26 protein-coding genes, 1 tRNA gene, 1 pseudogene and 1 riboswitch are annotated in these 23,362 nt (G+C 64.8%); of the genes and pseudogenes, 14 read left to right on the top strand and 14 right to left on the bottom strand.

Annotated features, from left to right (window positions below):
* The first annotated feature begins 170 nt into the window (after positions 1-170).
* Positions 171-689, top strand: a complete 519-nt coding sequence (locus HU230_RS16690) for a hypothetical protein (RefSeq protein WP_176530695.1) — start codon at positions 171-173, stop codon at positions 687-689.
* 123 nt (positions 690-812) lie between these two features.
* Here HU230_RS16690 and HU230_RS16685 read toward each other — a convergent pair whose 3' ends face one another.
* Positions 813-1,229 carry a hypothetical protein gene (locus HU230_RS16685; RefSeq protein ID WP_173642391.1) on the bottom strand — a complete coding sequence of 139 codons (417 nt, stop codon included), beginning with the start codon at positions 1,227-1,229 and terminating at the stop codon, positions 813-815.
* Positions 1,230-1,446: 217 nt separating this feature from the next.
* A riboswitch (ZMP/ZTP riboswitch) is annotated at positions 1,447-1,526 on the top strand.
* A gap of 15 nt (positions 1,527-1,541) precedes the next feature.
* On the opposite strand from HU230_RS16685, the gene HU230_RS16680 reads away from it, so the two are divergent.
* The 6 genes from HU230_RS16680 (at position 1,542) to HU230_RS16655 (ending at position 4,977) form a co-directional block, all read left to right on the top strand.
* Positions 1,542-2,405, top strand: a complete 864-nt coding sequence (locus HU230_RS16680) for a bifunctional 5,10-methylenetetrahydrofolate dehydrogenase/5,10-methenyltetrahydrofolate cyclohydrolase (protein WP_176530696.1) — start codon at positions 1,542-1,544, stop codon at positions 2,403-2,405.
* 149 nt (positions 2,406-2,554) lie between these two features.
* Positions 2,555-3,007 carry a MaoC/PaaZ C-terminal domain-containing protein gene (locus HU230_RS16675; RefSeq protein ID WP_176530697.1) on the top strand — a complete coding sequence of 151 codons (453 nt, stop codon included), beginning with the start codon at positions 2,555-2,557 and terminating at the stop codon, positions 3,005-3,007.
* Between the two features lie 146 nt (positions 3,008-3,153).
* Positions 3,154-3,576: a zinc-ribbon domain containing protein gene (locus HU230_RS16670; protein WP_210284222.1), complete on the top strand. Its 423-nt coding sequence runs from the start codon at positions 3,154-3,156 to the stop codon at positions 3,574-3,576.
* Positions 3,577-3,779: 203 nt separating this feature from the next.
* Complete coding sequence (locus tag HU230_RS16665) at positions 3,780-4,073, top strand: hypothetical protein (protein WP_176530699.1); 294 nt, start codon at positions 3,780-3,782, stop codon at positions 4,071-4,073.
* A gap of 248 nt (positions 4,074-4,321) precedes the next feature.
* On the top strand, positions 4,322-4,579 hold the full coding sequence (locus HU230_RS16660) for a hypothetical protein (protein ID WP_224943319.1): 258 nt from the start codon (positions 4,322-4,324) through the stop codon (positions 4,577-4,579).
* The gene (locus HU230_RS16655; RefSeq protein ID WP_176530700.1) at positions 4,576-4,977 is read left to right on the top strand and encodes a class I SAM-dependent methyltransferase; all 402 of its coding nucleotides are present in this window, start codon (positions 4,576-4,578) and stop codon (positions 4,975-4,977) included. The genes HU230_RS16660 and HU230_RS16655 overlap by 4 nt, the downstream gene beginning before the upstream one ends.
* 18 nt (positions 4,978-4,995) lie before the next feature.
* Here the strand turns inward: HU230_RS16655 and HU230_RS16650 are convergent, their stop codons facing one another.
* A complete protein-coding gene (locus HU230_RS16650; protein WP_176530701.1) occupies positions 4,996-6,141 on the bottom strand; it encodes an alkane 1-monooxygenase in 1,146 nt (381 codons plus the stop codon).
* A 175-nt stretch (positions 6,142-6,316) separates the two neighbouring features.
* Between HU230_RS16650 and HU230_RS16645 the strand changes: the two genes are divergently transcribed.
* On the top strand, positions 6,317-7,327 hold the full coding sequence (locus HU230_RS16645) for a helix-turn-helix domain-containing protein (RefSeq protein ID WP_176530702.1): 1,011 nt from the start codon (positions 6,317-6,319) through the stop codon (positions 7,325-7,327).
* On the opposite strand, the gene HU230_RS16640 is transcribed toward HU230_RS16645, so the two are convergent.
* From HU230_RS16640 to HU230_RS16630, 3 genes are all read right to left on the bottom strand, one after another.
* Positions 7,324-8,181: a sterol desaturase family protein gene (locus HU230_RS16640; protein ID WP_176530703.1), complete on the bottom strand. Its 858-nt coding sequence runs from the start codon at positions 8,179-8,181 to the stop codon at positions 7,324-7,326. The genes HU230_RS16645 and HU230_RS16640 overlap by 4 nt on opposite strands.
* 160 nt (positions 8,182-8,341) lie before the next feature.
* A tRNA-Arg gene (locus tag HU230_RS16635) sits at positions 8,342-8,418 on the bottom strand.
* Positions 8,419-8,503: 85 nt separating this feature from the next.
* The gene (locus HU230_RS16630) at positions 8,504-8,791 is read right to left on the bottom strand and encodes a hypothetical protein (protein ID WP_176530704.1); all 288 of its coding nucleotides are present in this window, start codon (positions 8,789-8,791) and stop codon (positions 8,504-8,506) included.
* 222 nt (positions 8,792-9,013) lie between these two features.
* On the opposite strand from HU230_RS16630, the gene HU230_RS16625 reads away from it, so the two are divergent.
* Both HU230_RS16625 and HU230_RS43645 read left to right on the top strand, forming a co-directional pair.
* On the top strand, positions 9,014-9,460 hold the full coding sequence (locus tag HU230_RS16625; protein WP_176530705.1) for a hypothetical protein: 447 nt from the start codon (positions 9,014-9,016) through the stop codon (positions 9,458-9,460).
* Positions 9,461-9,693: 233 nt separating this feature from the next.
* Positions 9,694-9,816, top strand: a complete 123-nt coding sequence (locus tag HU230_RS43645) for a hypothetical protein (RefSeq protein WP_256459054.1) — start codon at positions 9,694-9,696, stop codon at positions 9,814-9,816.
* Between the two features lie 324 nt (positions 9,817-10,140).
* On the opposite strand, the pseudogene HU230_RS16620 reads toward HU230_RS43645, so the two are convergent.
* Positions 10,141-10,391 (bottom strand): annotated as a pseudogene (locus HU230_RS16620) (helix-turn-helix domain-containing protein); the annotation flags it as partial.
* 194 nt (positions 10,392-10,585) lie between these two features.
* On the opposite strand from HU230_RS16620, the gene HU230_RS16615 reads away from it, so the two are divergent.
* Positions 10,586-11,020, top strand: a complete 435-nt coding sequence (locus tag HU230_RS16615; protein ID WP_224943317.1) for a hypothetical protein — start codon at positions 10,586-10,588, stop codon at positions 11,018-11,020.
* A 30-nt stretch (positions 11,021-11,050) separates the two neighbouring features.
* Here the strand turns inward: HU230_RS16615 and HU230_RS16610 are convergent, their stop codons facing one another.
* A complete protein-coding gene (locus HU230_RS16610) occupies positions 11,051-11,296 on the bottom strand; it encodes a hypothetical protein (protein ID WP_338077434.1) in 246 nt (81 codons plus the stop codon).
* A gap of 200 nt (positions 11,297-11,496) precedes the next feature.
* Here HU230_RS16610 and HU230_RS16605 point away from each other — a divergent pair, with 200 nt between their 5' ends.
* Entirely contained in the window at positions 11,497-12,369 is an 873-nt protein-coding gene (locus tag HU230_RS16605; RefSeq protein WP_176530706.1) for a DMT family transporter, read from the top strand.
* A gap of 8 nt (positions 12,370-12,377) precedes the next feature.
* On the opposite strand, the gene HU230_RS16600 is transcribed toward HU230_RS16605, so the two are convergent.
* Positions 12,378-13,841: a cryptochrome/photolyase family protein gene (locus tag HU230_RS16600; RefSeq protein WP_176530708.1), complete on the bottom strand. Its 1,464-nt coding sequence runs from the start codon at positions 13,839-13,841 to the stop codon at positions 12,378-12,380.
* Between the two features lie 21 nt (positions 13,842-13,862).
* Entirely contained in the window at positions 13,863-14,522 is a 660-nt protein-coding gene (locus tag HU230_RS16595; RefSeq protein ID WP_176530709.1) for a peroxiredoxin, read from the bottom strand.
* 388 nt (positions 14,523-14,910) lie between these two features.
* On the opposite strand from HU230_RS16595, the gene HU230_RS16590 reads away from it, so the two are divergent.
* On the top strand, positions 14,911-15,492 hold the full coding sequence (locus HU230_RS16590; RefSeq protein ID WP_092114902.1) for a hypothetical protein: 582 nt from the start codon (positions 14,911-14,913) through the stop codon (positions 15,490-15,492).
* Between the two features lie 39 nt (positions 15,493-15,531).
* Here HU230_RS16590 and HU230_RS16585 read toward each other — a convergent pair whose 3' ends face one another.
* The 5 genes from HU230_RS16585 to HU230_RS16565 all read right to left on the bottom strand — a co-directional run bounded on the left by HU230_RS16585 (position 15,532) and on the right by HU230_RS16565 (position 22,712).
* On the bottom strand, positions 15,532-17,373 hold the full coding sequence (locus HU230_RS16585) for an alkaline phosphatase family protein (protein WP_176530711.1): 1,842 nt from the start codon (positions 17,371-17,373) through the stop codon (positions 15,532-15,534).
* A gap of 138 nt (positions 17,374-17,511) precedes the next feature.
* Positions 17,512-20,712, bottom strand: a complete 3,201-nt coding sequence (locus HU230_RS16580; RefSeq protein WP_176530713.1) for an efflux RND transporter permease subunit — start codon at positions 20,710-20,712, stop codon at positions 17,512-17,514.
* A complete protein-coding gene (locus HU230_RS16575; RefSeq protein WP_176530714.1) occupies positions 20,705-21,928 on the bottom strand; it encodes an efflux RND transporter periplasmic adaptor subunit in 1,224 nt (407 codons plus the stop codon). The genes HU230_RS16580 and HU230_RS16575 overlap by 8 nt, the downstream gene beginning before the upstream one ends.
* Positions 21,929-22,041: 113 nt before the next feature.
* Positions 22,042-22,392: a hypothetical protein gene (locus HU230_RS16570; protein WP_176530716.1), complete on the bottom strand. Its 351-nt coding sequence runs from the start codon at positions 22,390-22,392 to the stop codon at positions 22,042-22,044.
* Positions 22,393-22,484: 92 nt separating this feature from the next.
* Positions 22,485-22,712 carry a hypothetical protein gene (locus HU230_RS16565; protein WP_176530717.1) on the bottom strand — a complete coding sequence of 76 codons (228 nt, stop codon included), beginning with the start codon at positions 22,710-22,712 and terminating at the stop codon, positions 22,485-22,487.
* 94 nt (positions 22,713-22,806) lie between these two features.
* Here HU230_RS16565 and HU230_RS16560 point away from each other — a divergent pair, with 94 nt between their 5' ends.
* Positions 22,807-23,301 carry an ArsI/CadI family heavy metal resistance metalloenzyme gene (locus HU230_RS16560; protein ID WP_176530719.1) on the top strand — a complete coding sequence of 165 codons (495 nt, stop codon included), beginning with the start codon at positions 22,807-22,809 and terminating at the stop codon, positions 23,299-23,301.
* The last annotated feature ends 61 nt before the right edge of the window (positions 23,302-23,362 follow it).

The following is a 23,362-nucleotide window of genomic DNA, read 5'->3' as shown; positions in this document are numbered from 1 at the left end:
CGTAACGGCCAGGGAGGAACTAACTAATAAGCCGACCGTTAGAGAACGACCCGGGAGAGCGGATGGCGTCTGTCCGGGTGATCATGCGCAGACGATGAATTCGTTGCGCGATGACAAGATGTCGTCGCGTCGAGTTGAACCGCGCCCGTAGCGCGGGGGGAGCTACCAAAATGCCTGTGGCGCGTTATTTCCTGTTCGTTGGTGGCGTGCTGCTCGCGCTGCTCTTCATCGTCAATGCCATCGTACCGCAGGAGGCCGTAGTCGCCAGCCAGGGCCTGTCGTCGCCCGGCGTCGACAGCAAGACCATGGTACGCATCAAGTCGACCCAGAAGCTGCCGGAGCGGGTGGTGTATGACACCAACCTGCCGACCATCGTTCCGTCGCAAGTGAACGCGGTCGCCGCAGCGACCCCGGCGGCTGCCAGCGATGCGTCGGCGCAGGCCCGCGTCCGTGACACGTTCGCCCAGTTCATTCCGCCGGAGAAGGCTGACGCGCGCAAGGGGCCGGTCGTGGCCGAGGCGAAGCCGGCCGAGCAGCCGGTGCAGGCGCCGAAGAAGCGCAAGATTGCGCACAGCCATACCCATTCCCAGCAGCCGATGCGGTTGGCCCAGCCCGGAATGTATCAGCCTTACCGTGTCGCGCAGCAGCAGCCGCGCATGGGCTTCTTCGGCGGCTTCGGTACCTGGTAGGCACGGACACGCCGCAATCGGCAATCGATACGCCGCCGCAAACACTTTGCGGCGGCATTTTCGTGTCCGCGATGCCAGCCCGGTAACCGGTTGCGGGAAGGCGCCCGTGGTGGCCGGAACCGGTTAGCGCGGCAGGCGCGGAATCTTGTCGGCGAAGCCGTTGTAGCAGGTCAGCCGCTCGTCCTCCTCCTTGACGAACCGGCATTCGGCGACGCCCTTGGCAGGGGCGGCCTTCGGCTTGGGCTGCGGCTTGAAGATCTCGTCGTAGCACATCAGCCGCTCCTTGGTGGCGTCGTCGATGTCCTGGCAGGCCTGGAGCTTCTGCGCGACCGATTGCGGCTTGCCGGGTGCTGCGGCCTTCTCGCCCTTCTTGGCCGCCGATTTCTTGCCGACCTGGACCAGCGGCTTGTCGCCGACCATCGGCTGCGAGGCCGCCGCCGGCTTGTCAGCGGCGGGCGGTGGCGTGGTGGCTGGAGCGGTGCCTTGAGCAAGCGCGGCAGCCGGGCAGAGGAGCGCCAGCGCGAGGATGATATGTCTCATGGTGAAAATGTCCGAAGTGGCGTGATGACCGGAAGGATGGCGCCGGGGATCGGAAAAGCCCGGCAAGCGCCGAGGCTTATCGCAAGTTCTGCCCGAATCCTACCCCCGGAAGGGCCCCGCCCGGCACCGATCCACCGGCAAAAACAGGGGCAATTCGTCGCCGGTTCGGCCGCAAGCGAGCGTGATTTGCGTTTGCCGGGCCGGGCGGCTATGACGGCGGCATCTGCGCGACTGGCGCTTGGATGGACCACCATCGGGGAGCGCAGAGACTGAACGCCGCGCGCCTGGGCACCGCTTCGAAACGGAGGTGCCATGACGGCGAACATTCTTGATGGGCATGCACATGCCCAAATTGTCATCGACAAGGTTGCGAGCGAACTGGACCGGCTGCGCCGCGCGCCCGGGCTCACGGTCGTGCTGGTTGGCTGTGACCCGGCGAGCCAGATTTACGTACAGAGCAAGGTCAGGATGGCCGAGCGGATTGGCCTGCGCGGCGAGGTCGAGCGCCTGCCGGATGACGCCAACGAGGCCGATCTGCTTGCCAGGATCGACGCGCTCAATGCGCGCGACGATGTCGACGGCATCCTGATCCAGCTGCCGCTGCCGGCGCATATCGACGCCTTGCGCGTGATGGCGGCGGTCGATCCCGCTAAGGATGTCGACGGCCTGCACGCGCTGAATGCAGGCCGGCTGTTTCACGGCGACGATGCCTTGGTGCCGTGCACGCCGCTCGGCTGTCTCCGGCTGATCAAGTCGATCCGGCGAGATCTCACCGGCGCTCATGCCGTGGTGATCGGCAGCTCCAACATCGTGGGCAAGCCGATGGCCGCGCTGTTGCTGCAGGAGCAGGCGACCGTGACGCAAACCCACATCCACACCCGCGGCATCAGCAAGATCTGCCGTCAGGCCGATATCCTGGTCAGCGCGGTGGGGAAGGCTGGGCTCGTGCGCGGCGACTGGATCAAGCCGCAGGCCATCGTGATCGACGTCGGCACCACGCGCGTCGAGAAGCCGGACGGCGGCTACGCGGTGTGCGGCGACGTCTTCTTCGACGAAGCGGTGCAGGTCGCCGGCGCGATCACGCCGGTGCCGCGCGGTGTCGGCCCGATGACGATCGCCTGCCTGATGGAGAACACGGTGAAGGCCGCGAAGGCGAGGGCGGCGCGGCTGCAATAGCCGCGGGGGCTTGTAGCGAGACGCGGGCGGCGGGTGCCGCGCGCGTCGTTTCCGCGCGCCCGGAGCCCGGTGCGCGAAGTTCATGGCCCCGGAGGTCATGGAAAGCCCGCAGCATTGGTCTATCGTCGCGCGACAGACGGAGGCGCGCGATGCTGTATGCGGAAGATCTCACCGAGGGCCAGACATTCCAGCTCGGCACCTACACGATCGGCGAAGCCGAGATCCTGGAGTTCGCCGGCAAATATGATCCGGTGCCGATCCATACCGACCCCGTCGCGGCTGCGGCGGGCCCGTTCGGCGGCCTGATCGCAAGCGGCTTCAACACCATTGCGATCTATCAGCGGCTCGTCGTGGAGGCGATCTGGACCAAGGTGGCGGGCATCGTCGGGCGGAGCTTCGAGATCCGCTTGCCGAGCCCGGTTCGCCCGGGAGCCACGCTCACCGGCCAATCCCGGATCCAGAAAATCACCATCAGGCCGGAGCGTCGCGACGCCGTCGTGATCTTCAAGACCGAGCTCGTCAACGACGAGCAGCGTCCCGTGCTTGTCCTGGTTCTCGATGCGCTGATCCACATGCGGCCGGCGGAGCAGGGGCGGACGTAACCTCCGCCCGGATCGATCTGGCCGCCCCGCGATGCTGCGGCTACCATGGCAAGCCTGCGCCGACCTGCAGCGGATCAATGACGTCGTCTTGATACGGCCGGGCTGCCGGACGTTCGTCGATACGGTGCAAGACGGATGGTATGGGCGTGAAGGGCAGCAAGCAGACGCGCGGCGAGATCGAAGCCAAACAGCGCAAGGCTGAGGAATGGCGTCGCACGCTGGCGCAACGCGCCGCCGAACGGCAGCGCCTGCGCGACTACAAGATCGCGCTGGCGCGCGACGAGGTTGCGGTGGTCACGAGCCAGCTCGCCGCCTCGAACAGCTATTCGATTCCGGATTTCGTCGAACGCGGAACCTATCGGCCCGAGCCCTTTGTCTGCAAGGATTGCGGCGTTGCCGAGGTCTGGACGCCGTTGCAGCAGAAATGGTGGTACGAGACCGCCAAGGGCGACGTGTTCACCAAGGCCGTGCGCTGCCGGGCCTGCCGCACCAGGGCGCGCGCACGCAAATCCGCTGCGCGCCGCGTGCATCTGGAAGGGCTCGCCAGGAAGAAGCCGTCCGCCACGTAGCGAGCGGGTGCACCCGACGTCGCGCCACACTTCACATAGCGATGGATCTGGAACCTGCGCGTACGCGGTCAATGCGTCGCGCGTGCGGAACGTTTCGTTGCCAGATCGGTTCGAGACTTCGAAGCCCCCGGCGAGGGGTGCGGGCAGGGAGGAACCAGCCAGGGAAACATCCAAAGGCCGGAACCAACAAGCAGGAGCAGCGGATGAAGCTTAATTCCACGCAAGTCAAGCAGACCATGACGCAACTCAACGCGCAGGTGCTTCCGGATGATCATCCGGCGGTGGCGCAGCTGAACAGCGTGTTCGGCGAGCACACATTCTTCGTCGACACCACCGGGCTCAAGGTGCTCGAACCCGCCCAGAGTTCCGACATGCCGGGGCAGACCGGTGAGGTGGTGAGCCTTGCCGAGTGGAGCGATCCGGAGCTGACGTCGCTGCGGCCGCACGAGCCCGAACCGACCGGCGTGCTCATCACGCTTGAACCCAGCAAGCACTAGGAGCGTTTTCGAAATCGGCCTTCCTGATGGCGACAGTCTCCAACGTCACATCAAGAGGTGCCGAAAGTCACATGGCAAATCAGCGCCGCCTGCGTATGCATCGGTTCGAGATGGGTATCCAGGCGGTGAGGGCCAGATGGGAATCGTGCGGCGCTGGAGCTCTGACGAGGACGAGAAGCTCAGAGAACTCGCCAGGGCCGGCAAGAACGCTCTCGATCAGCAACGAACTGACCCGCAGCGCTTCGGCCGTGCGCCGTCGCGCCGAAGTGCTGTCGGTCCTCATCATGGCAAAGGCGTTTCGCGCGCGCCCCTCGCATGTCGCCACCCATCTCGAGCGGGTCGCAATTGACGCGATCCGAAATCGCCGGCCGTTTCCTGCGGGTGTCGGCCCGAGCACCATTGCCGGAATGATCGAGAAGGGCTGGATCCTCCCGGAGATGGGACGGAAATATCGCGTGACCGACGCCGGCGTGGAGGCTGTCCGCCGGAAGATCCCGAGCGGGTGAAAACCGGCGGCGGCAAGATTCTCCGCCCGGGATGCGCGCTTGCGCCGTTGAAGGAGGAGGAGACTGACATCGAGCCGGTCTATCTCCAGGCCTATTCAACGTCACCGCTGGTCGGTGCGCATGTCGATCGGCTGAAGCCCGACTTCGTCTTCATCGACGGCGATCACAGCCTGCGCGGTGCGATGCAGGATCACCTGCTGGTGCGCTCCCACGCCAGCATCATCGTACATCACGACATCCACTCCCAGGCCTGTCCGGATACGACGCTGCTCTGGAAAGCGCTGAAGGAATTCGAAGCACCTGGCTTCGATGCGTTCGAATTCACCAGCCAGTATCCGTCCGTGAACGGCTCGTTCCTCGGCATCGGCGCGATGAAGCGGCGGTCCGGGCAGACCTAGAAGCGGCGCCCGTCGCGATCATGCATTCACCGGCCGGTCGCCGAGATTGAGCTTGCTCTTGTCGCCGCCGGCCCACGCCAGTGTCTTCGGGTCCATCACGCGGAACCAGAGCGGCGGGATCGCGGCAAGACCGAACATGCCGGTGTAGCCGTTCGGCAGCCGCGGGATGTCGTCGAAATCGCGCAGCGACTGGTAAGGGCGCATCGGGTTGGCGTGGTGATCGGAATGACGTTGCAGATGGAACGTCATCAGGTTCGAGACGATGTGGTTGGTGTTCCAGGAGTGGCGCGGCTCGACCGCCTGGTAGCGGCCGTTCGGCAGCTTCTCGCGCAGCAATCCGTAATGCTCGACATAATTGGCCTGGGTCAGCGCATACCAGCCGAGGAAATGATGCGCGACGATGAACGGCGCGACCTTCCAGCCGAACAGCGCAATCAGGATGGCCGCGACGACGAGCGTCAGCGCAAAGCCCTGCAGGATCTCGTTGTTGACCGACCAGACCGGCTCGCCGCGCCGGGTCAGCCGCTCGGCCTCATTGCGCCAGCCGCGCCTGAAGGCGCCCGGCAGCTCGCGTGTCGCGAAGGCATAGATCGATTCACCGAATCGCGCGCTGGCGGGATCTTCCGGCGTTGCGACCCAGGTGTGATGGCCGCGATTGTGCTCGACGCGGAAATGGGCGTAACCCACCGCGCAGTTGGCGAGCATGCCGAAGAGGATGTTGAGCCGGTCAGCCTTGTGGCCGAGCTCGTGCCCGATCAACAGCGCGCCGCCATTGATGGTGCCGACGCCGAGCAGCAAAGCGACGTAGGACCACCACGGCAGCTCCTGCGTGCCGAAGAAGGCGATCAGGGCGACGTAGTTGATCCATGGAAACACCACGGTGATACGCGCCAGCCGCAGATAATACGGATCGGCCTCCATCGCGGCGACCACTTCCGCCGGCGGATTGTGGGTGTCCTCACCGAACAGGACATCGAGCAGCGGGATCAGGATGAAGATGAAGACGAAGGGAATCAGCGTCACCAGCGGATTGTGCGTCCGCAGGAAGAGCCAGTAGGACAGTAGCGGGATCAGCGGCGGGATGAACGAGAGCATCCACAGATAGCGCTTGCCGTCCCGGTAGGTGATCGTTTCGCCAGCGGCATTGGTGCCCGTGAAGATCATCGCATTCCCTCCAGCATTTCTTGTCGAGGCGGCGTTTCGCCGTTGTTGCAGAGAGGATGCCGCGAGGCGGGCCTGCGCCGCCAGTTCCCAACAGGCCAATTTTGTGGCATTTTGCGCCAAACCTGTTCCACCGGATCTGTTCGGCTGGACGCTCGCGAGGGAGGGCGCCAAGGCAATGCAGGGATCGGAGGCCGATGCCCTTCGCACGCCGGTGTCCGTGAGCTATGCGCGGGCGCTGGTGCGGGCGTTCGGCAAGACGCGGGGCGAACGCGACGAGCTGCTGCAGGGCACCGCAATCCAGCAGGACGTGCTCGACCAGCCCGGCGCTCACATGCCGGTGTCGTCGCTGATGATCCTCGCCGCCAACATCACTCGCCGGCATGGTGAGCTGTGGCCGTTGTCGGCCGCGGCGGTTTGGTCGACATCGCTGCAAGGCGCGCTCGACGTCGCGACCAGGACGGCGCCGACCATCGCGGACGCGCTCAACACCGGCGCGCGCTTCGGGTCGACCCGCGCGCCCTTCATCCGTAACCGGCTGCGCACAACACCGCGCTCGATCCAGATTGAAATCTCTCCTGCGGTCGCCATGGATGCCGCGCTATGGCGCACCGTGGCGCTGGCGGTCAGCCTCAACGTGCATGCGGTCTATGCGCAGCTGCTCGAGGATGCGATCGATCAGGCGACCTTGCAGTTTCCCTGGCCGCCGCCTGCGGGCGTGGAGCGGCTGATGCCGTATTATTCCTGCGCCGTGAAGTTCAACGCCGCCGCCTTCATCTTCGACGTGCCCAAGCAGCTATGCGCGCGGGCTTCGCCGTTTGCCGATCCGGAATTGCACGCCAAGGCCATCGAAGCGCTCGAGGAAATCGAGAAGCCGCGCTCGGACACCGCGGCGCTGGCGCGGATCGTCGAGAGCCTGATTGCGGCGCGGCTGCCGCAGCGGCTCGGCGAGGAGGAGGCCGCGCGCCTCGTCGGCACCTCGCGGCGGACGCTGGTGCGGCGGCTGGCGGAGGCGGGCTGCGCCTTCCGGCCGCTGCTCGACGGCGTGCTGCGCGAGCGCGCCCGGACAATGCTCGCGGCGGGCACGCAATCGCGCGACGAGATGGCGGCCGCGCTCGGCTACACCGACGCAACGAGCTTCAGCCGCGCCTGCCGGCGCTGGTTCGGCGACAAGAGCCTGCGGAGTTAGCTCAGCGGCGCGCTCTGGCGCGGCTGCGCAGGCTCGCCACCACTTGGCATGTGAGGTTGGGCGGCTGGCGGGTCGTTGCGCTTGCGCTTCGAGGTCCACGCGACGATCGGGTAGGCCAGGAGCGCCAGATAGCTGGAAGGCATTGGATGATCGACGCCAAATGTCTTGGGATTCTGCCCCTTCGGAAGGTGGGCGCTCCCGAACAGCACATCGTAGAACGAGAACAGTCCGGCGAAGTTCTTGTCCCTGGCTTCCGTCTCGCTGCTGTGGTGCCAGTGGTGAAATTCCGGCGACACCAGGATGTGTCGCAGTGGTCCGTAGTTCAGGCGGACATTGGCGTGAACCAGCCAGGTCTGCCAGAAGTAGATCAGAAGGTAAGTGGCGATCGCTTCCGCGGAGAAACCGAGTGCGTAAAGCGGAAACAGCGCCCCGGCCTTCATGAAGATGACGTCGAGCGGGTGCTGATGAACCGCAGCGAGCCAATCCAGTTCCTCGACCGCGTGATGAACGGAATGGATTTCCCACATGGCAGGCACGACGTGCAGGATGCGGTGCGTCCAGTAGACGCCGAGGTCCGCGATCAGGATCACGATGGGCACTTGCACCAGATACGGAAGATCGCCGATCGTCTGCGTCAGCGCTGCCGGCAGGATCGACTGATTGACCAGAACGGCCGCCGTCATGATGGCGATCACGCCGCCTACCACCAGCCACCCGTTGAGAAACAGGAAGGCCATGTCGGTCAGCAGGCCACGCCTGAGAATCTTCTGAGGCCTCGCGGCGAGCAGTCGCTCGAAAGGCACGAAGATCAAAACCACCAGCAAAAGCTGCTTCAATCCCGATAAATCGTTCATTCAAAATGGCCGTTTGAAATGCCGGTAGCCTATCACCCCGGCGCCCAACAGCGTCAAGGGGAAGGGAAGCCCAAACCGCGGGAGCGTTAATCGGCCGGTTCCATGTCGCCGGGGGGCGTCAGAAACCAGGCAAGTCCAATCGATTTGGGTGGTGCGCTAGTGGCGCGCTCGGAGAGATTCGAACTCCCGACCCTCGGAATCGAAATCCGATGCTCTATCCAGCTGAGCTACGAGCGCGTTGCGGGTCGATTATCAGACTTGGGCCGTCGGGGCCAGCAGGGACGGCACGGCGTCCGCGCGTCCCGCCGGCCTTGCTTTGAGCTCAGAAGCAGGGATGCCGGCGATGATCCTGGCCGATATAGGCGGCCGAGCCCTGGTAGCACTTGTTGGTCGACGGGCCGTCGTAATAGGCGAAGCTGCCGGCGGCCGGGCCCGGGCCGTAATTGTGCAGATAGCTGATGTGGTAGGGCAGGCCCCAATAAGCGTGGTGGTGGTGATGCCGGTGGTGGCGCGGGGTGGCCGAGAGGTCGGCCGCTGCAGCCGGGGTGAGGGCCGGGATCGCCAGGGAAACGGTCACGGCGAGGGCGGCGAAAAGCTTGGTCTTGGTCATTGGCGGCCTCCTGGCATTCACGATGGAATCGGCTTGCGCAGCCGGTCCAAGATCCTCTGACGCTTCATCTAACCCGGAATCTGGCCAAAAGCTGCGGGAAATCAGTCACAGCGCGCCAAATTTTGCCTTTTTGGGGATGCTTAACGGATTGCCAACACAGTCCGGCCAGAGTCTTGCGGTCAGGTCCGCCCGGGCTGCCTTTCCCTCGGTTTCGAACATTCCATGCGCATCACGCCCCTTGTCGCTTTGCTGCTCTCGGTTCTGGCGGTCACGCCAGCGCGAGCCGTTCTGCACATCACGCGCGACCATGGCGGCTATGTCGAGGAGTACAAGGCCAAGTACAAGCAGATCCGCGAGCGCCGCGAGCGGGTCGTGATCGACGGCATCTGCAATTCGGCCTGCACGCTGGTGTTCGGCATCGTGCCGCTGAACAAGATTTGCGTGACGCCGAAGGCGAGCATCGGCTTCCACCAGGCCTATTACGACAAGGCCTTCACCTTCGGCATCAAGGTCACGAGCCTCGAGGGCACCTCCGACCTGATGTCCTACTATCCCGACACGGTGAAGGACTGGATCCGCCGCAACGGCGGTCTCACCACCGAGATGAAGAAGATCAGGAACGGCGTCGATCTCTGGAAGATCGTCGATCCCTGTCCGGAAGAGTGGTAGGCGCGGACGCTCGCGCGCTCCGGACCTTCTTCCAGCGCGGCTTTGCGCGCTTGCCGCGTGCGGCCAGTGCCCGCGATCCGAAACCCTGCGGTTAGAATTTGGAACCGGCAGCACGGGCCATTCGTTTTGCTCATGATGCGTTCATCCTCATGATGCGATTGTGGTCCGAGCAGCGAGAGCGAGCCTCACCGCCGGAACGGACCGGCCTCAGCTCGCACGCGCAGGAGGTTGTGATGGCAACCAGGTCCAATCTTTCGAAGGCTGAACTCGCCCGCGGCGTTGCCGGCGCCGCGTCAGCGTTGGTGCTGAGCGCGCTCGTCCTGTTCGTCGCCGCACATCACCTGAGCGGCGGGTAGACCGGGCGGCGCGTCCACCAAGCCAGTCATGAAAACAGGAAGGTCCCGATCAGGAGGCCGGCCGCAAATGCCCAGAGTCCGAGGGTGCAGGCCGAGATGACCCGAACGAGATTGCGCAGATCCACGTCCTGCCAGCTGCTGTGGGATCGATACGTCAATTGCAGGCACCCCCTGCGGCGGCCGCCTTTGCGTCCTGGTTCCACAGCCTGTTCCCGATACGTGCCCAAATGAAGGCAACCGGTGGTGGCGCCTGATCACGCATTTGCGAGCTTTGGCCGGCGGTCGGCGGCCGTCCTTGCCAGAAGGGACCGAAGCCGGAGCCCATCACGCCGCAAAAGCCGAACCGCCGCTTTGCACGATGTCGCTGAGATATTTTGCCGGCGGCTTGCCGAGCGCCTTCTTGAACATGGTGATGAACGCCGTGACGGATTCATAGCCGAGCGCGGTCGAGACCTGCTGAACGTCACACCGGCCGACAGCTCACGCAACGCGACGATCAAATGCAGCTGCTGGCGCCAACGGCCGAACGTCAGGCCGGTTTCGCTCAGGACGAGACGTGCAAGGGAGCCGGAGCTGCCTTCATATTCCTCAGCCTGCGAACTGCGCGCAGCCATCAGGCGGCGGCGCTGTCAGGCATGGCGCAATGCCTCGGCTAGGCAACTTCGCCGGACGCGCGACCACGATCTGACGCTTGCTCTGTGCGGACATGCGGCCTGTCAATTCGGCTTCCGCACCGGCCGCATACCGGTAGCGGATGCCCGTCGGTTGTATGCGATGGACCCGCGCGCTATGGACACGCCTGGCGAGCAAGAGCCCGGGGAAAGTGCCGTTGAGGATATCCGCCAGTACGCGCATCGTGATCGGATCGACGCTTTTTGCCCTGGCGTCGAGTGCATTGCTTTATCTGGTTCCGGCGAGCCCGATCGACCGGCAACTGCTGCGCGGCACCTTTCACTTTTATCAGGGGCACGCGTTTCTCGTCCCGGTCAAATACGTGGATGGCGAGATCAAGACTGCCCGGATGTATGAGGATGACAGGCTTCTCGGCCCGGCGAATAGCACCCAGCAAGAGATCATCGACAAGGGCGCCGGCCGATTCGGACTTTACCGGGATCGCTGGGGCTATTTCGGGCCGGCCTTGATGTTCTCGACAAGCGACAATACCGACCCGAACACGAACGGCAGGAAGTATCACCTCAGATGACGATCTGACGTGCGCTGTCTCCGCGTGCCGTCACGTCGTCCGTATCACGCCCAGTTCCTTCGACCGCTGGAGAAGAGCCGTCCGGTAGGGCGGGGAGGGATCGTCATCGTCGTCGTCAGGGATGGCGCAATAGCCGAACTCCTGCTGAATGCGGTGGATCTCCATGACGCGATCGTTCAACCGCTGCAGATGCTCGATCGACCTGGCCTTCCAGTAGCGGAAAGTGTCGAACGTGATCGGCACGAAGGCGGTGCCGAACAGCGTTGGATCGGGCACGATAGTCCGGCCGAGCAGCAATAGCGGTCGTGACCGACGATGACGAGGGTGGCATACGGCCGCCCTTCACTCACCCTGAGGCCCTTCAGCGATAGTTCCCGCATGCGCGGGTGATGACACCGTTCTTCGGGGCGCACCCAGCAACGCCATGGAAATTCGCGATTGCCCGCTGCCTGATCTTCGGGCAATGACGGCCTGCAATGAACAAGAGCTTCGAGGAAACTGCCGCTCGCCTGGCGCCGGCGATTTTTGTCGTGCTGTGGAGCACGGGATTCATCGGCACCAAATACGTCATCAACAATGCGGAGCCGCTGACTTATCTGGCGATCAGGATGGCGTTCGTGGTGATGGTGATGACGGTCATCGCCGCGGTCGCACGGCCGAAATGGCCCGACCGGACAGGCGTTTTCCACAGTGCGGTGGCCGGCATCCTGGTGCACGGCTTCTATCTCGGCGGCACCGCGATTGCGATCGCGCATTCGATTCCCGCGGGCCTGTCGGCGTTGATCCCGGGCCTGCAGCCGATCCTGACCTCGACCATCGCCAACCGCTGGCTCGGCGAGCGCGTCACGCCGCTGCAATGGGGCGGACTGCTGCTCGGTCTCGCCGGCGTCGTGCTGATCCTGCACAACCGGCCGATGACGGGCGATGCGGGGTGGGGCTGGCTTGCCTCGGGCGTCTCGCTGATCAGCATCACGCTTGGCACGCTCTACCAGCGCCGCTACTGCAACCAGATCGACTGGCGCGCCGGCAATCTCGTGCAGTACGTCGCGGTGACGATCTTTTTCGGCATCGGCGCCTGGCTGTTCGAGACCAACGTCGTGCATTGGACCAGCGAGTTCGTGCTGGCGATCGCCTGGCTGGTGTTCGCGCTGTCGATCGGCTCGATCGGGCTGCTGTATTGGCTGATCCGTCACCATGCCGCGACCTCGGTCGCGAGCCTGTTCTATCTGGTGCCGGCGGTAACCGCGTTGATGGCCTACATCCTGTTCGGCGAGCGGCTCGATCCGGTATCGATCGCCGGCATGGCCGCCTGCGCCGCCGCGGTGCTGGTGGTCAACCGCCGCGCTTAATCCTTGCTCTAATCCCTGCTGCGGATTTTTGCATAAGCCGCAAGCGCGCGCTCGCGGGCCTGCTTGTGATCGACAATCGGCGGCGGATAGGTCTTGCCGAGTTCGACGCCGGCGCTTGCGAGCTCGATCGGTGTTGCGGTCCAGGGCTGATGGATCAGGTCGTTGGGGAGCTGCGCCAGCTCCGGCACCCAGCGCCGGACATAAGCACCGTCCGGATCGAACTTCTCGCCCTGCAGGATCGGATTGAAGACGCGGAAATAGGGCGCGGCATCGGCGCCGGAGCCGGCGACCCATTGCCAGTTCGCCGGGTTGGAGCCGGCATCGGCGTCGACCAAAGTGTCCCAGAACCATTGTTCGCCTGCGCGCCAGTCGATCAGCAGGTGTTTCACCAGGAACGAGGCGACCACCATCCGCACCCGGTTGTGCATCACGCCGGTGTGCCAGAGCTCGCGCATGCCGGCATCGACGATCGGATAGCCGGTCAGACCGCGCTGCCAGGCCTTCAATGCGCGCGCGTCGCACTTCCACGGAAAGGCGTCGAAGTGCTCCTGCAAATTCCGTACGGCCAGGTCGGGGACATCGAACAGCAGATGGCGGCAGAACTCGCGCCAGCCGAGCTCGCTGAGGAACTTGTCGATATCGCCGGCGAGGCGCGGGTGCTCGGCGGCGGCGAAGCGGGCCGCATGCCAGACCTGGCGCGGGCTGATCTCGCCGAAGCGCAGATGCGGGGACAGGCGCGAGGTGCCGTCGCGGTCGGGCCGGTCGCGATCGCCGGCATAGCCGCGGATATTCTCGTCGAGGAATGCCTTCAGCCTGGCCTGTGCCGCGGCTTCGCCCGGAGTCCAGATCTCGCGCAGGCCGCCGGCCCAATCCGGCCGGGTCGGTTCGAGATTCCAGTCGTCGACGGCCTCGCTCGTGATGACGCCGATGGAGGTTAGCTTCTTCGGTGCCGGCAACGGCTTTTGCGGATCGCCAAGCCCCTGCACACGCCGCCAGAACGGCGTGAACACGCGCAGGCCTCGATTGTCCTTGTTGCGGATGAACTTGGGGTCGACGAGCAGGTCACCAGGGAAAATCTGCGAAGAGATACCGTCGCTTGCGAGCGCGGATGCAACGTCTCGGGCAATTGCTTGATGCGGCGCCTGCGCGATGTCGTTCCAGAACACGGCGTCCGCATGGATGTCGCGCGCCAGCGTGGCGATTACGGAAGCGGCCGGTCCCGTCCGCAGCACCAGCGTTCCGCGGATCGCTTCAAGGTTTTTGCGAAGTGCGCGCAGCGACTGCGCGAGCCACCAGCGCGTCGCGCCCCCGAGGGAGCGCGCGGCTGGAGGTTTCAAGGCACGGCTTTCGTCGTCGCGGACATAGAGGCCAACCACGGGCGCGCCGCGGCTGGCCGCTTCATGCAGGGCCGGGTGATCCGACAGCCGCAGATCGTCGCGGAACCAGACGATAACAGGCTGTGCGCGGGCCACCCGGACGCTGCGTGCCGGCCGTTACTTCGGCTGCGGCACGATGCGGATGTAGGGCTTGGGTTCTTTCCAGCCCTGCGGATAGATCGTCTTGGCTTCGTCATTGCTGACCGAGCCCGCGATGATCACGTCCTCGCCCTGCTTCCAGTCGGCTGGGGTGGCGACGCGGTGCGTGGCGGTGAGTTGCAGCGAGTCGATGACGCGCAGGATCTCCTGGAAGTTCCGCCCCGTGGTCATCGGGTAGACCAGCACCAGTTTGATCTTCTTGTCGGGCCCGATGATGAAGACGTTGCGGACCGTCTGATTGTCCGCCGGCGTGCGGGTGAGGGGATCGCCCGAGGTCGAGGCCGGCAGCATGTCGTAGAGCTTCGAGACGTTGAAATCGGTGTCGCCGATCATCGGATAGTTCGGCGCCGCGCCCTGGGTTTCCTTGATGTCCTCGGACCATTTGGCGTGACGATCGACCGGATCGACCGACAGGCCCATCAGCTTGACGCCGCGCTTGTCGAATTCGGGCTTCAGGCGGGCGAGTGCGCCGAGCTCGGTGGTGCAGACCGGGGTGAAGTCCTTGGGATGGGAGAACAAAAGCACCCAGCTATTGCCGATCCAGTCGTGGAACTTGATCTTCCCTTCGGTGGTCTCGGCTTCGAAGTCGGGGGCGACGGCGCCAATCTGAAGTGCCATGATTTTACCTCATCTCTTTGAAGTTGCATCTAAATTTGTATTTGAGGTGGTCTGTTCCAGTATAGGACGCGGAAAGGCTTAAGTGAACGGGTTCTGAAAAAAGGTGAGACATTTCTCCTTGAGGGTGGAATTCCAAGCAACTTGTTTTGATCTGTACTCCTGCGACGAAATATCAGGTGCGGCACAAAAGCTTGGAAATGCCCAGATAAAGCCGCTTATCGCCGTCATCACGCCGGCCCCGGCTGCTATAGGACTGAACCGTGACAGCGTTTAAATCGACCAAATAGCAACCATCTAAAAATCTCGGAACCCAAGTTCCGAATCATTAACCACTCGTTTACGCCCGCATGGAAAATCTGGCCTCAGATAGGAATTGAAAGCTCCCACAATGTCTACCCCAAGTACCAAGACCGCTGAGGCTCTCAGCGGTGCGTTGCATCCATCCTGCCGCAAGACCGCCGCCCATGCGCTGACCATCGTGCGCGATGGCGTGATCACCGGCGAAGGCCCCACCACCAAGGGCCGTATCCATTTCTCCCGGTCACTCGATGCCGATGACGCTGCCTGGTGCGCGCGCATCCTGACGGCGGCCGCGGTCGAGCATCAGCCGGTCAGCCGGGCCGAGATCGAGGCGCTGTTCGCGATCAACGAGGCCGCTGCCGAGCGCAGCGATGGCGGCCGGTTCGACGACCTGCTCGCCAAGGCGATCGCCCATCATGCCGCGTCCGAGTCCGGCCTGCCGGTGCCGCCGCGCACGGTGGCGCTGTCACCGGACACGAACATCGATCGCTGGGCGCCGACCCAAGGCACCAAGATGGACACCAAGGTTCTGGAATGGATCGCGGGCCGGATGCGCGGTCAGCGCCGCACCGGCCGTGCGCTCGCGGCGATGGTGGCGACGCTGGTGGGCGCGACCGCGCTGCCGCTCGCGGCGCAACTGCCCAACGTGTTCGACATCGGGATGATGTAATCATCCCGAACCAATGGCTTCAGGCGAGAGCGGCGGGGATCACTTCCCCGCCGTTTTCTGTTTGCCGCCGGTCTCCTCGAGCCCGAGCGTCCGCCCCGGGAACCCGGCGACGTCGAAATAGCGGGTCGAGAGCACGCGCTGGAATTTCAGCACGGTGCGCAGGCCGTTGGCCGAAGGCTTCTTCGACATGATGGTGCCCCCGGCCATCTTCGGCACGATGCCGTTCGGCAGTGCTTCCGACATCACCCGGCCGATCAGCCCGCCATTGTTCGGGGCGCGCAGCCCGAGCAATTGCGCCGCGGTCATGCCGACATCGGCGTTGCTGACCGGCAACGGATCGACATAGCCCGCCTTGAAGTCGGGACCGATCGCCGCGGTGAAGTTGAAGGTGTCGCCGCGGCTGAAGCTGCCATGCATGCCCTGGCCCTGGCGCAGCACGGTGTCGGCGACCTGCACCGAGCAGTTGGTCGGAATCTCGCAACCGCTCGACCAGGAGCGGAAATTGACCACGATCGACGGGCTCGGCGTCACCGCCTTGCCCTTCAGGTTAAGGTTCGACATCGGCAGCGTGCCGGGGAAGGTGCCGAGCTTGTCGTCGACAAACAGGCCGCTGACATAGTCCTGCTCGAGCAGCGCTTTGATCACGCGGTCGGCGAGCTTCTTGTCGCGGTTCGGCAGATAGATCAGGTCCGAGCCGCCATTGGTGGCAATCACGACGTCAGGCTTGGCCGGGTCCTGGCCGAGCACGCCGTTGCCGGCCTTCGGGTGGACATTGTCGGCGACCTTGGCATTCTTGTCGTTGGGGTCGAACAGCGGCAGGTTCAGCGCCTTGGCGAGATCGATCGCCAGAAAGCCCATCGGCAGGAAATCCTTCGGCGTGTCGTCATAGGCGATCTTGGCCGAGGGGCTGGTTTTGCTCTCCTTCGAGATCGTCGAGAAGCCGTGGTCGGACGAGACCATGATGTTGGTGTTGGCGGCAAGCCCAAGCTCGTCGAGCGCCTTGCGGAGCTGGGCGAGGTTGTTGTCGGCATTCTTGATGCCGGCCATCGAGGTCGGGCCGTTGATGCCGGGGGTGATGGTGTTGAGGCTGTCGCCGGTATTGTGCTGGCTGCCGTCCGGATCGCGCGACCAGAACACCAGCACGAACGGCTTGTTGCGCGCCTTGAACATCGGCAGCACGACCTGGGTCGCGACATCGGCCATGTAGGCCTGCTGGGCTACGTTGGCCACCGTCGTGCCCGGCGTCTTGGCGTCGCCGGCCTTGGCGTTGTCGGCGCGGCTCGGGGTTGCGAGCGGCAGGCCCGCCTTGGTCAGCGCGTCCTTCATCTCGTCGGAGAGCGGCACGCCGGTCTTGCCGCCGGTGGAGTCATCGATCACGATCGTGTTCTTGCCGCGATCGGTGTGGTCGAACAGCAGGGTCGGGCCGACCTTGCCGATGGCCGCGGTGCTAAAACCCTGGCCGCGGGCCATCTTCAGCAGCGTTTCCTCGTTGAGGTAGTCGCCATTGAAGTGATCGTCGATATCGGCGAGCACGGCGTCGTTCTCGATGAAGGGGACCACGGTGTCGCCGGCAGGGACCGAGGTGTAGCCGGTATAGATCGTGTTGGAGAAGGTGCCGGTGTCGCCGAGATAGTGGCCGGTCGACAGCGCCGAGCTGTTCGCCATCGTGAAGGTCGGGAACAGCGAGTGCGAATTCTTGAAGTGGACGCCCTTGTCGCGGATGTCGGTCATCGTCGGCGCCGTCTCCGCGCTTACGATGCCGCCGCGCAGGCCGTCGGGGACGAACAGGATGAGGTTGCGGGGTTTTGCATTCTGCGCGGAAGCGGCGCCGGCTGAAAGCGCGATCATGCTCGCGGACAGTAATGTAATGGCATGGCGCATTTTGTTATTCCCCTGATGAAGCCCCGCGGCAGCCCGCCGCAGCTTTCGTTTAGTTTTGCCACATGACAGAAATGTTACAGCGCCTGCCGGGCGCTGTAACTGCCGGATTTTTCTTGGCGACGGCCGGTCAGCAGGCCGTCATTCCGCGGGCTGAACCGCGGTTCTCTCATTGCGCGCAGCGCTGCCGGCATGCCCGTACCGTGCATAGAGCGCGGGCAGGACGGCAAGCGTGAGCAGCGTCGCGCTGATCAGGCCGCCGATCACGACGGTCGCGAGCGGCTTCTGCACCTCGGCGCCGGTGCCGGTGGCGAACGCCATCGGCACGAAACCGAGCGAGGCCACCAGCGCGGTCATCACCACGGGGCGGAACCGGGTGAGGGCGCCTTGCTCGATGGCCTCCCGCATCGGCACGCCGCGCTCGCGCAATTGCCTGACGAAGCTCAGCATCACAAGCCCGTTCAGCACCGCAACGCCCGACAGCGCGATGAAGCCGACCGCCGCCGAGATCGAGAACGGCATGCCGCGCAGCCACAGCGCCGCGACGCCGCCGGTGAGCGCCAGCGGCACCGCGCTGAACACCAGCAGCGCATCGCGCACTGAGCCCATCGCCGCCAGCAGCAACAGGAAGATCATCGCAAAGCAGGCCGGCACCACGACGGCAAGGCGCTGGCGCGCCGCGGCGAGATTTTCCGATTGGCCGCCCCAGGTCATCCAGTAGCCGGGCGGCAGCTGCACCGATTGCGTGACCTTTGCCTGAGCTTCCTCGACCACCGAGCCGAGATCGCGGCCGCGGACGTTTGCCGTCACCACGATGCGGCGCTTGCCGTTCTCGCGGCTGATCTGGTTCGGCCCCTCGGTGAAGGAGAACTGCGCGACGCGTTTGAGCGGCAGGCTCTGCACCGGCGAACTCGGCGTTGCCTTCGGCAAGGCGACCGGCAAATTGCTCAACGCCTCGAGATCGGAGCGGACGCTCTCCGGCAAGCGCACCACGATGTCGAAGCTGCGATCGCCCTCGTAGACGACGCCGGCATCCTGGCCGCCGACCGCGGCACCGATCACGTCCTGGACCTCGGAGACGCTCAGGCCCCGCCGGGCGATCGCCGCCTTGTCGACCTTGATCTCGAGCACGGGCAGGCCACCGGCCTGTTCGACCTTGACGTCGGTCGCGCCGCGCACGCCGCGTAGCGCTGCGGCGACCTGGATGGCGGCCTTCTGCATCGGCTCGAACTCGTCACCGAACACCTTGACCGCGATATCGCCGCGAACGCCGGCGAGCAGTTCGTTGAAGCGCATCTGGATCGGCTGGGTGAATTCATAGACGTTGCCGGGCAGCCGGCCGACCGCCTTCGAGATCTCCTCGATCAACTGCTCCTTGGTCAGCGATGGATCCGGCCACTGGGCGCGCGGCTTCAGGATGATGAAGGTGTCGGACGCGTTCGGCGGCATCGGGTCGCTCGCTACCTCCGCGGTGCCGGTCTTGGAGAAGACGAACGACACCTGCGGAAAGCGGCTGACGGCCTTCTCGACCGAAAGCTGCATCGCCTGCGACTGCGACAGCGCCGTGCTCGGAATCCGCAGCGCGTGCATGGCGATGTTCTTCTCGTCGAGCGAGGGGATGAACTCCTGGCCGAGCCGGAAGAACCCGAACAGGGCGGTGGCGAACAGCACCACCGCCACCGCGATGACGGGCAGGGGCGTTGCAACCGCACGCCGGAGCAGCGGGCTGTACCCGCGCTTCAGCGCGGCAACGAGCCAGTTCTCCTTCTCCTGCACGCGGCCGGTGATACCGATCGCGATCAGTGCGGGCACCAGCGTCAGCGACAGCACGAAGGCCGCCGCAAGCGCGAGGATCACGGTCAGCGCCATCGGCTCGAACATCTTGCCTTCGACGCCGGTGAAGGTGAGGAGCGGCACATAGACCAGCAGGATGATGGCCTGCCCGTAGAGGCTCGGCTGCACCATTTCCAACGCGGACGCCCGCACCGTCGCCAGCCGTTCGTCGCGGGTCAGCACGCGGCCGAGCGCGTGCTGCTTCTCGGCGAGATGACGCAGGCTGTTCTCGGTGATGATGACGGCGCCGTCGACGATCAGGCCGAAATCCAGCGCACCGAGGCTCATCAGATTGGCGCTGATGCGGCCCTGCCACATGCCGATCGCCGTCATCAGCATGGCGATCGGGATCACCAGTGCCGTGATCAATGCGGCGCGGAAATTGCCGAGCAGCACGAACAGCACCGCGATCACGAGCAGCGCGCCTTCGCCGAGGTTGCGCGCCACCGTACCGATGGTCGCATCGACCAGCTGGGTGCGATCGAGCACGGTCTCGACTGCGACGCCTGCCGGCAAGGGTTGCGTGATCGCACGCAGCTTGGCATCGACCGCGGCCGATACCGTGCGGCTGTTGGCGCCGATCAGCATCAGTGCGGTGCCGACCACGACCTCGCGGCCGTTCTCGCTGGCGCTGCCGGTGCGCGTCTCGCCGCCGATCGAGAGCGAGGCGAGGTCGCGGATGCGGACCGGGACGCCGCCGCGGGTGGTGACGACGACGGCACCGAGCTCCTCGATGTTTTCGAGGCGACCGCCGGACCGCACCACGAATCCTTCGCCGTTGCGCTCGATATAGCGCGCACCGCGGCTGACATTGTTGCTCTCGATCGCCTTGGCGACGTCCGCGAAGGTGAGGCCGAGCGCGATCAGCTTCGCTGCATCGGGTTGGACTTGGTACTGCTTGAGATAGCCGCCGATCGAATCGACGCCGGCAACACCCGGCACCATCTTGATCTGCGGCTTGATGATCCAGTCCTGCACCGTGCGCAAATAGGCGTCCTTTTCGACCTCGCTTTGCAGCACCTGGCCGTCCGCCGTGAGGAAGCGGCCGTCGCTCTGCACCTTCTGGCCGGAGTAATGGACGGTCCACATGTAGATTTCGCCAAGACCGGTCGAGGTCGGGCCAATTCGCGGCTCGATGCCTTGCGGCAGGCGCGCGCGAACTTCGGTCAGGCGTTCGCCGACCTGCTGGCGGGCGAAATAGATATCGGTGGCTTCGCTGAACACCGCCGTGATCTGCGAGAAGCCGTTGCGGGATAGCGACCGCGTGCTCTCGAGCCCTGGCGCGCCGGCCAGCGCCGTCTCGATCGGGAAGGTGATCTGCTTCTCGATTTCCGCCGGCGACAGCGCCGGGGCGACGGTGTTGATCTGGACCTGCTTGTTGGTGATGTCGGGCACTGCGTCGATCGGCAGCTTGGTCAATGCGAGGCCACCGAGGAACATCAGGACCGCCGCCAGCGTGACGACGATCCAGCGCCGCTGGATCGCAAGACCGATGATGCGCTTAATCATGGCCGTGCTCCGCTTCGTCCTTCTCGACCTCGGCCTTCAATGTGAAGGTGTTCTGCACCGCGATGGTCTCGCCGGCGGTAAGACCCGCGACGATTTCGATGTCGTCGTCGTCCTCACGGCCGGTTCGCACCGACCTCGCCTCGAAGCCGTCGGCATCACGCACGAATACGGTCGGCGTGCCCTTGATGGTTTGGATGGCCTTCTTGGTGACCATCACGGTGGACGGCGCGCCAGACAGCGGGACCTCCGCGGTTACGAAGGTGCCCGGTTTCCAGCGGTGATCCTTGTTGGGCAGGGTCGCGATCACGCGGGCATTGCGGGTCTCGCGGTCGAGCAGGGGGCTGACGAAGATCACGCCGGCACTGGCTTCATCCTCGGTGCCGATGGCACGGATCTTGACCGACACGCCTTCGCGAACTGCGCTGATGTCCTCCGGCGAGACCGCCAGATCGACCCAGATGTCGTCGAGATTGACGATGACGTAGAGCTCGCTTTCCTGGCCCTCGCGCCCGATCAGTCCGCCGAGGTCGACGCGCCGTTCGGACACCCGGCCGCTGATCGGCGCGCGAAGGAACTGCGTCCGCAGGCTTTCGGGCGGCTGGCTGGGCAGATCGGCGATCTCGCTTTCCGACAGGCCGAGCGCAAACAGCTTCTGCCGCGCGCCGTCGAGCTTGATCTGGGCGTCGTTCGCGGTCAGCCGCGTGCGCAGGAACTCGTTTTCCGAGACGACCCGGGTTTCGACCAGCGTCTTCTGCCTGGCATAGAGGGTCTGCTGCAGATCGTTGGTGAGCCGCGCGGCGAGGTATTCGCTCTTGGCGTCGGCGACCTCACGGCTTTCGATCGCAGCGACAATCTCGCCCTTCTCGACCACGTCGCCGAGACGCTTGCGCAGTTCCGTGACTGTCGCGAGCACGCGGACCGAGACGCGGCCAATATGATCGGCGTCAGGAATCAGCGATCCCGGCGCGAGGAAATGTCGCTTCAGCATGCCGCCACTGGCCGGTGCGAGCGTGATGCCAGATTCACGAATCTGGTCTTCGCTGAGCTCGATATGTCCGGGGGCCTCATGCCTGGCCTCAACCTTCGATCCACCCGTGACCGCAGTCTCATGCATCGTGGCCGGGAACTTGACCGGCCAGCCGATCCATCCGGCCGCCAGAATGATCAGTGCAATGCCGGCGGCCACGCCGGCGAAAAATAGAACAACCCGTTTCATATGCGCCTCTCCGCAGCGCATGCCGATGGCCCTGCGCTGTCGCGACGTCGATCTGTGCGGAAGCGTGCGCGCTACCGGATGGCAGCGGCGCACGGCCGGTCATACCGACCGGATCAGGCGCGGGGTGGTTTGAAGGGGGAGAGGCGATCCGCCGAAGCCGGCAACCCGATGCTGCCGTCGCCATAGCTATGCGGCGCATAGGCGATCGGGAATGCCGTCTCCTGCGGCGCCACGGAGGCGACGTGGGTCAGGCAGTGATCGCCATGCAGTGCGGCCGGATGCGCGGGAGCCTTGCCGCCGGTGTCGTTGATCGACTGTGCGATCGAGAAGCCGGGAGCTGCATCGTCATCGCCGTCGAAGGCCCAGCCGTGGAAGAACGACAGCACCAGCGCAAGCGAAATCAACCCCGCAAGCAGGCTGCGCCAGCGGCGCGATCCTGTTGCATGAGCGGAAGGCTGAATCATGGTGCGCGATGCGTCCATGGGCCCTAATTAGCCTCGTCATCGGGCGCATTCAAGTTCGACGCCGCGACAGATTGGCCGCGGATACTATAACGTTACACGCTCTCAGCGGTTCGGCGCATCATCCAGCGGCGCGCTGCGACGATGGCCCAGATCGCTTCGACCAGCCCGAACGGCCAGGCGCCCTGCAGGAAGCCGTAGGCCGAGCCGAGCGCGCAGGAGACCGCGAAAGCCAGGATGAACCACGGGCTGCGGTCCTCGGCTGCGTAGCAGACGAGCATCATCGTCACGGCGAACAAACCGAACAGCGTGAGCGCATCCATTCCGCAGCAGGACTCCTGTTGTAACGCTGTTGATATCTGAGCATGCTTGGGCTGGAATATCCATCCAGCGTCGCCGCCCGAAAGGATTGCCCCCATGAAGCGCATGCATGTTCACGTCGCCGTCAAGGACATCCACCAATCGGTCGGATTCTACTCGGCGTTGTTCGGTGCGGAACCGACGGTCGTGAAATCCGACTATGCCAAATGGATGCTCGATGATCCCCGCGTCAATTTCGCGATCTCGACCCGCGGCCGGGAGCCGGGGCTCGATCATCTCGGCATTCAGGTGGAGAGCGCCGAGGAGCTCGGCGAGGTCTATGGCCGGCTGCGCAAGGCGGGCGGCGAGGTGATCGAGCAGGGACAGACGGTGTGCTGTTATGCCAAGTCCGAGAAGTCGTGGATCGACGATCCCGCGGGGATCGCGTGGGAGACCTTCCATACGACGGGTGAGAGCATCGTCTATGGCGACGGCAGCGGCGAGCGGACCGCGCATGTCGCGCACGAGAAGCTGGACGGGCAGCAGAGCGCCTGTTGTGCGCCACAGCCCCAGGCCGCGCCGCCAGAGGCTTCGGCCTGCTGCAGATCGTGAGCTCGGGGCGGTCGCCGGGCAGTCGTCATGTCGGCGCAGCCGGCTACCGCTGTAAGCAAAG

Origin of the sequence: Bradyrhizobium quebecense, from assembly GCF_013373795.3 — a bacterium.
GTDB lineage: Bacteria > Pseudomonadota > Alphaproteobacteria > Rhizobiales > Xanthobacteraceae > Bradyrhizobium > Bradyrhizobium quebecense.
The sequence above is the reverse complement of the archived record's forward strand: the minus strand, read 5'-3'. Positions and strand labels throughout refer to the sequence as shown.

What these genes read in the sequence shown, in the direction of transcription:
- HU230_RS16690 (WP_176530695.1), top strand. Translation starts at nt 171, where the DNA reads ATGCCTGTGGCGCGTTATTTCCTGTTCGTTGGTGGCGTGCTGCTCGCG.
- HU230_RS16650 (WP_176530701.1), bottom strand. Translation starts at nt 6,141, where the DNA reads ATGATCTTCACGGGCACCAATGCCGCTGGCGAAACGATCACCTACCGG.
- HU230_RS16605 (WP_176530706.1), top strand. Translation starts at nt 11,497, where the DNA reads ATGAACAAGAGCTTCGAGGAAACTGCCGCTCGCCTGGCGCCGGCGATT.
- HU230_RS16590 (WP_092114902.1), top strand. Translation starts at nt 14,911, where the DNA reads ATGTCTACCCCAAGTACCAAGACCGCTGAGGCTCTCAGCGGTGCGTTG.
- HU230_RS16595 (WP_176530709.1), bottom strand. Translation starts at nt 14,522, where the DNA reads ATGGCACTTCAGATTGGCGCCGTCGCCCCCGACTTCGAAGCCGAGACC.
- HU230_RS16645 (WP_176530702.1), top strand. Translation starts at nt 6,317, where the DNA reads ATGCAGGGATCGGAGGCCGATGCCCTTCGCACGCCGGTGTCCGTGAGC.
- HU230_RS16565 (WP_176530717.1), bottom strand. Translation starts at nt 22,712, where the DNA reads ATGGATGCGCTCACGCTGTTCGGTTTGTTCGCCGTGACGATGATGCTC.
- HU230_RS16630 (WP_176530704.1), bottom strand. Translation starts at nt 8,791, where the DNA reads ATGACCAAGACCAAGCTTTTCGCCGCCCTCGCCGTGACCGTTTCCCTG.
- HU230_RS16585 (WP_176530711.1), bottom strand. Translation starts at nt 17,373, where the DNA reads ATGCGCCATGCCATTACATTACTGTCCGCGAGCATGATCGCGCTTTCA.
- HU230_RS16570 (WP_176530716.1), bottom strand. Translation starts at nt 22,392, where the DNA reads ATGATTCAGCCTTCCGCTCATGCAACAGGATCGCGCCGCTGGCGCAGC.
- HU230_RS43645 (WP_256459054.1), top strand. Translation starts at nt 9,694, where the DNA reads ATGGCAACCAGGTCCAATCTTTCGAAGGCTGAACTCGCCCGCGGCGTT.
- HU230_RS16685 (WP_173642391.1), bottom strand. Translation starts at nt 1,229, where the DNA reads ATGAGACATATCATCCTCGCGCTGGCGCTCCTCTGCCCGGCTGCCGCG.
- HU230_RS16580 (WP_176530713.1), bottom strand. Translation starts at nt 20,712, where the DNA reads ATGATTAAGCGCATCATCGGTCTTGCGATCCAGCGGCGCTGGATCGTC.
- HU230_RS16560 (WP_176530719.1), top strand. Translation starts at nt 22,807, where the DNA reads ATGAAGCGCATGCATGTTCACGTCGCCGTCAAGGACATCCACCAATCG.
- HU230_RS16680 (WP_176530696.1), top strand. Translation starts at nt 1,542, where the DNA reads ATGACGGCGAACATTCTTGATGGGCATGCACATGCCCAAATTGTCATC.
- HU230_RS16615 (WP_224943317.1), top strand. Translation starts at nt 10,586, where the DNA reads ATGCGATGGACCCGCGCGCTATGGACACGCCTGGCGAGCAAGAGCCCG.
- HU230_RS16665 (WP_176530699.1), top strand. Translation starts at nt 3,780, where the DNA reads ATGAAGCTTAATTCCACGCAAGTCAAGCAGACCATGACGCAACTCAAC.
- HU230_RS16640 (WP_176530703.1), bottom strand. Translation starts at nt 8,181, where the DNA reads ATGAACGATTTATCGGGATTGAAGCAGCTTTTGCTGGTGGTTTTGATC.
- HU230_RS16625 (WP_176530705.1), top strand. Translation starts at nt 9,014, where the DNA reads ATGCGCATCACGCCCCTTGTCGCTTTGCTGCTCTCGGTTCTGGCGGTC.
- HU230_RS16675 (WP_176530697.1), top strand. Translation starts at nt 2,555, where the DNA reads ATGCTGTATGCGGAAGATCTCACCGAGGGCCAGACATTCCAGCTCGGC.
- HU230_RS16575 (WP_176530714.1), bottom strand. Translation starts at nt 21,928, where the DNA reads ATGAAACGGGTTGTTCTATTTTTCGCCGGCGTGGCCGCCGGCATTGCA.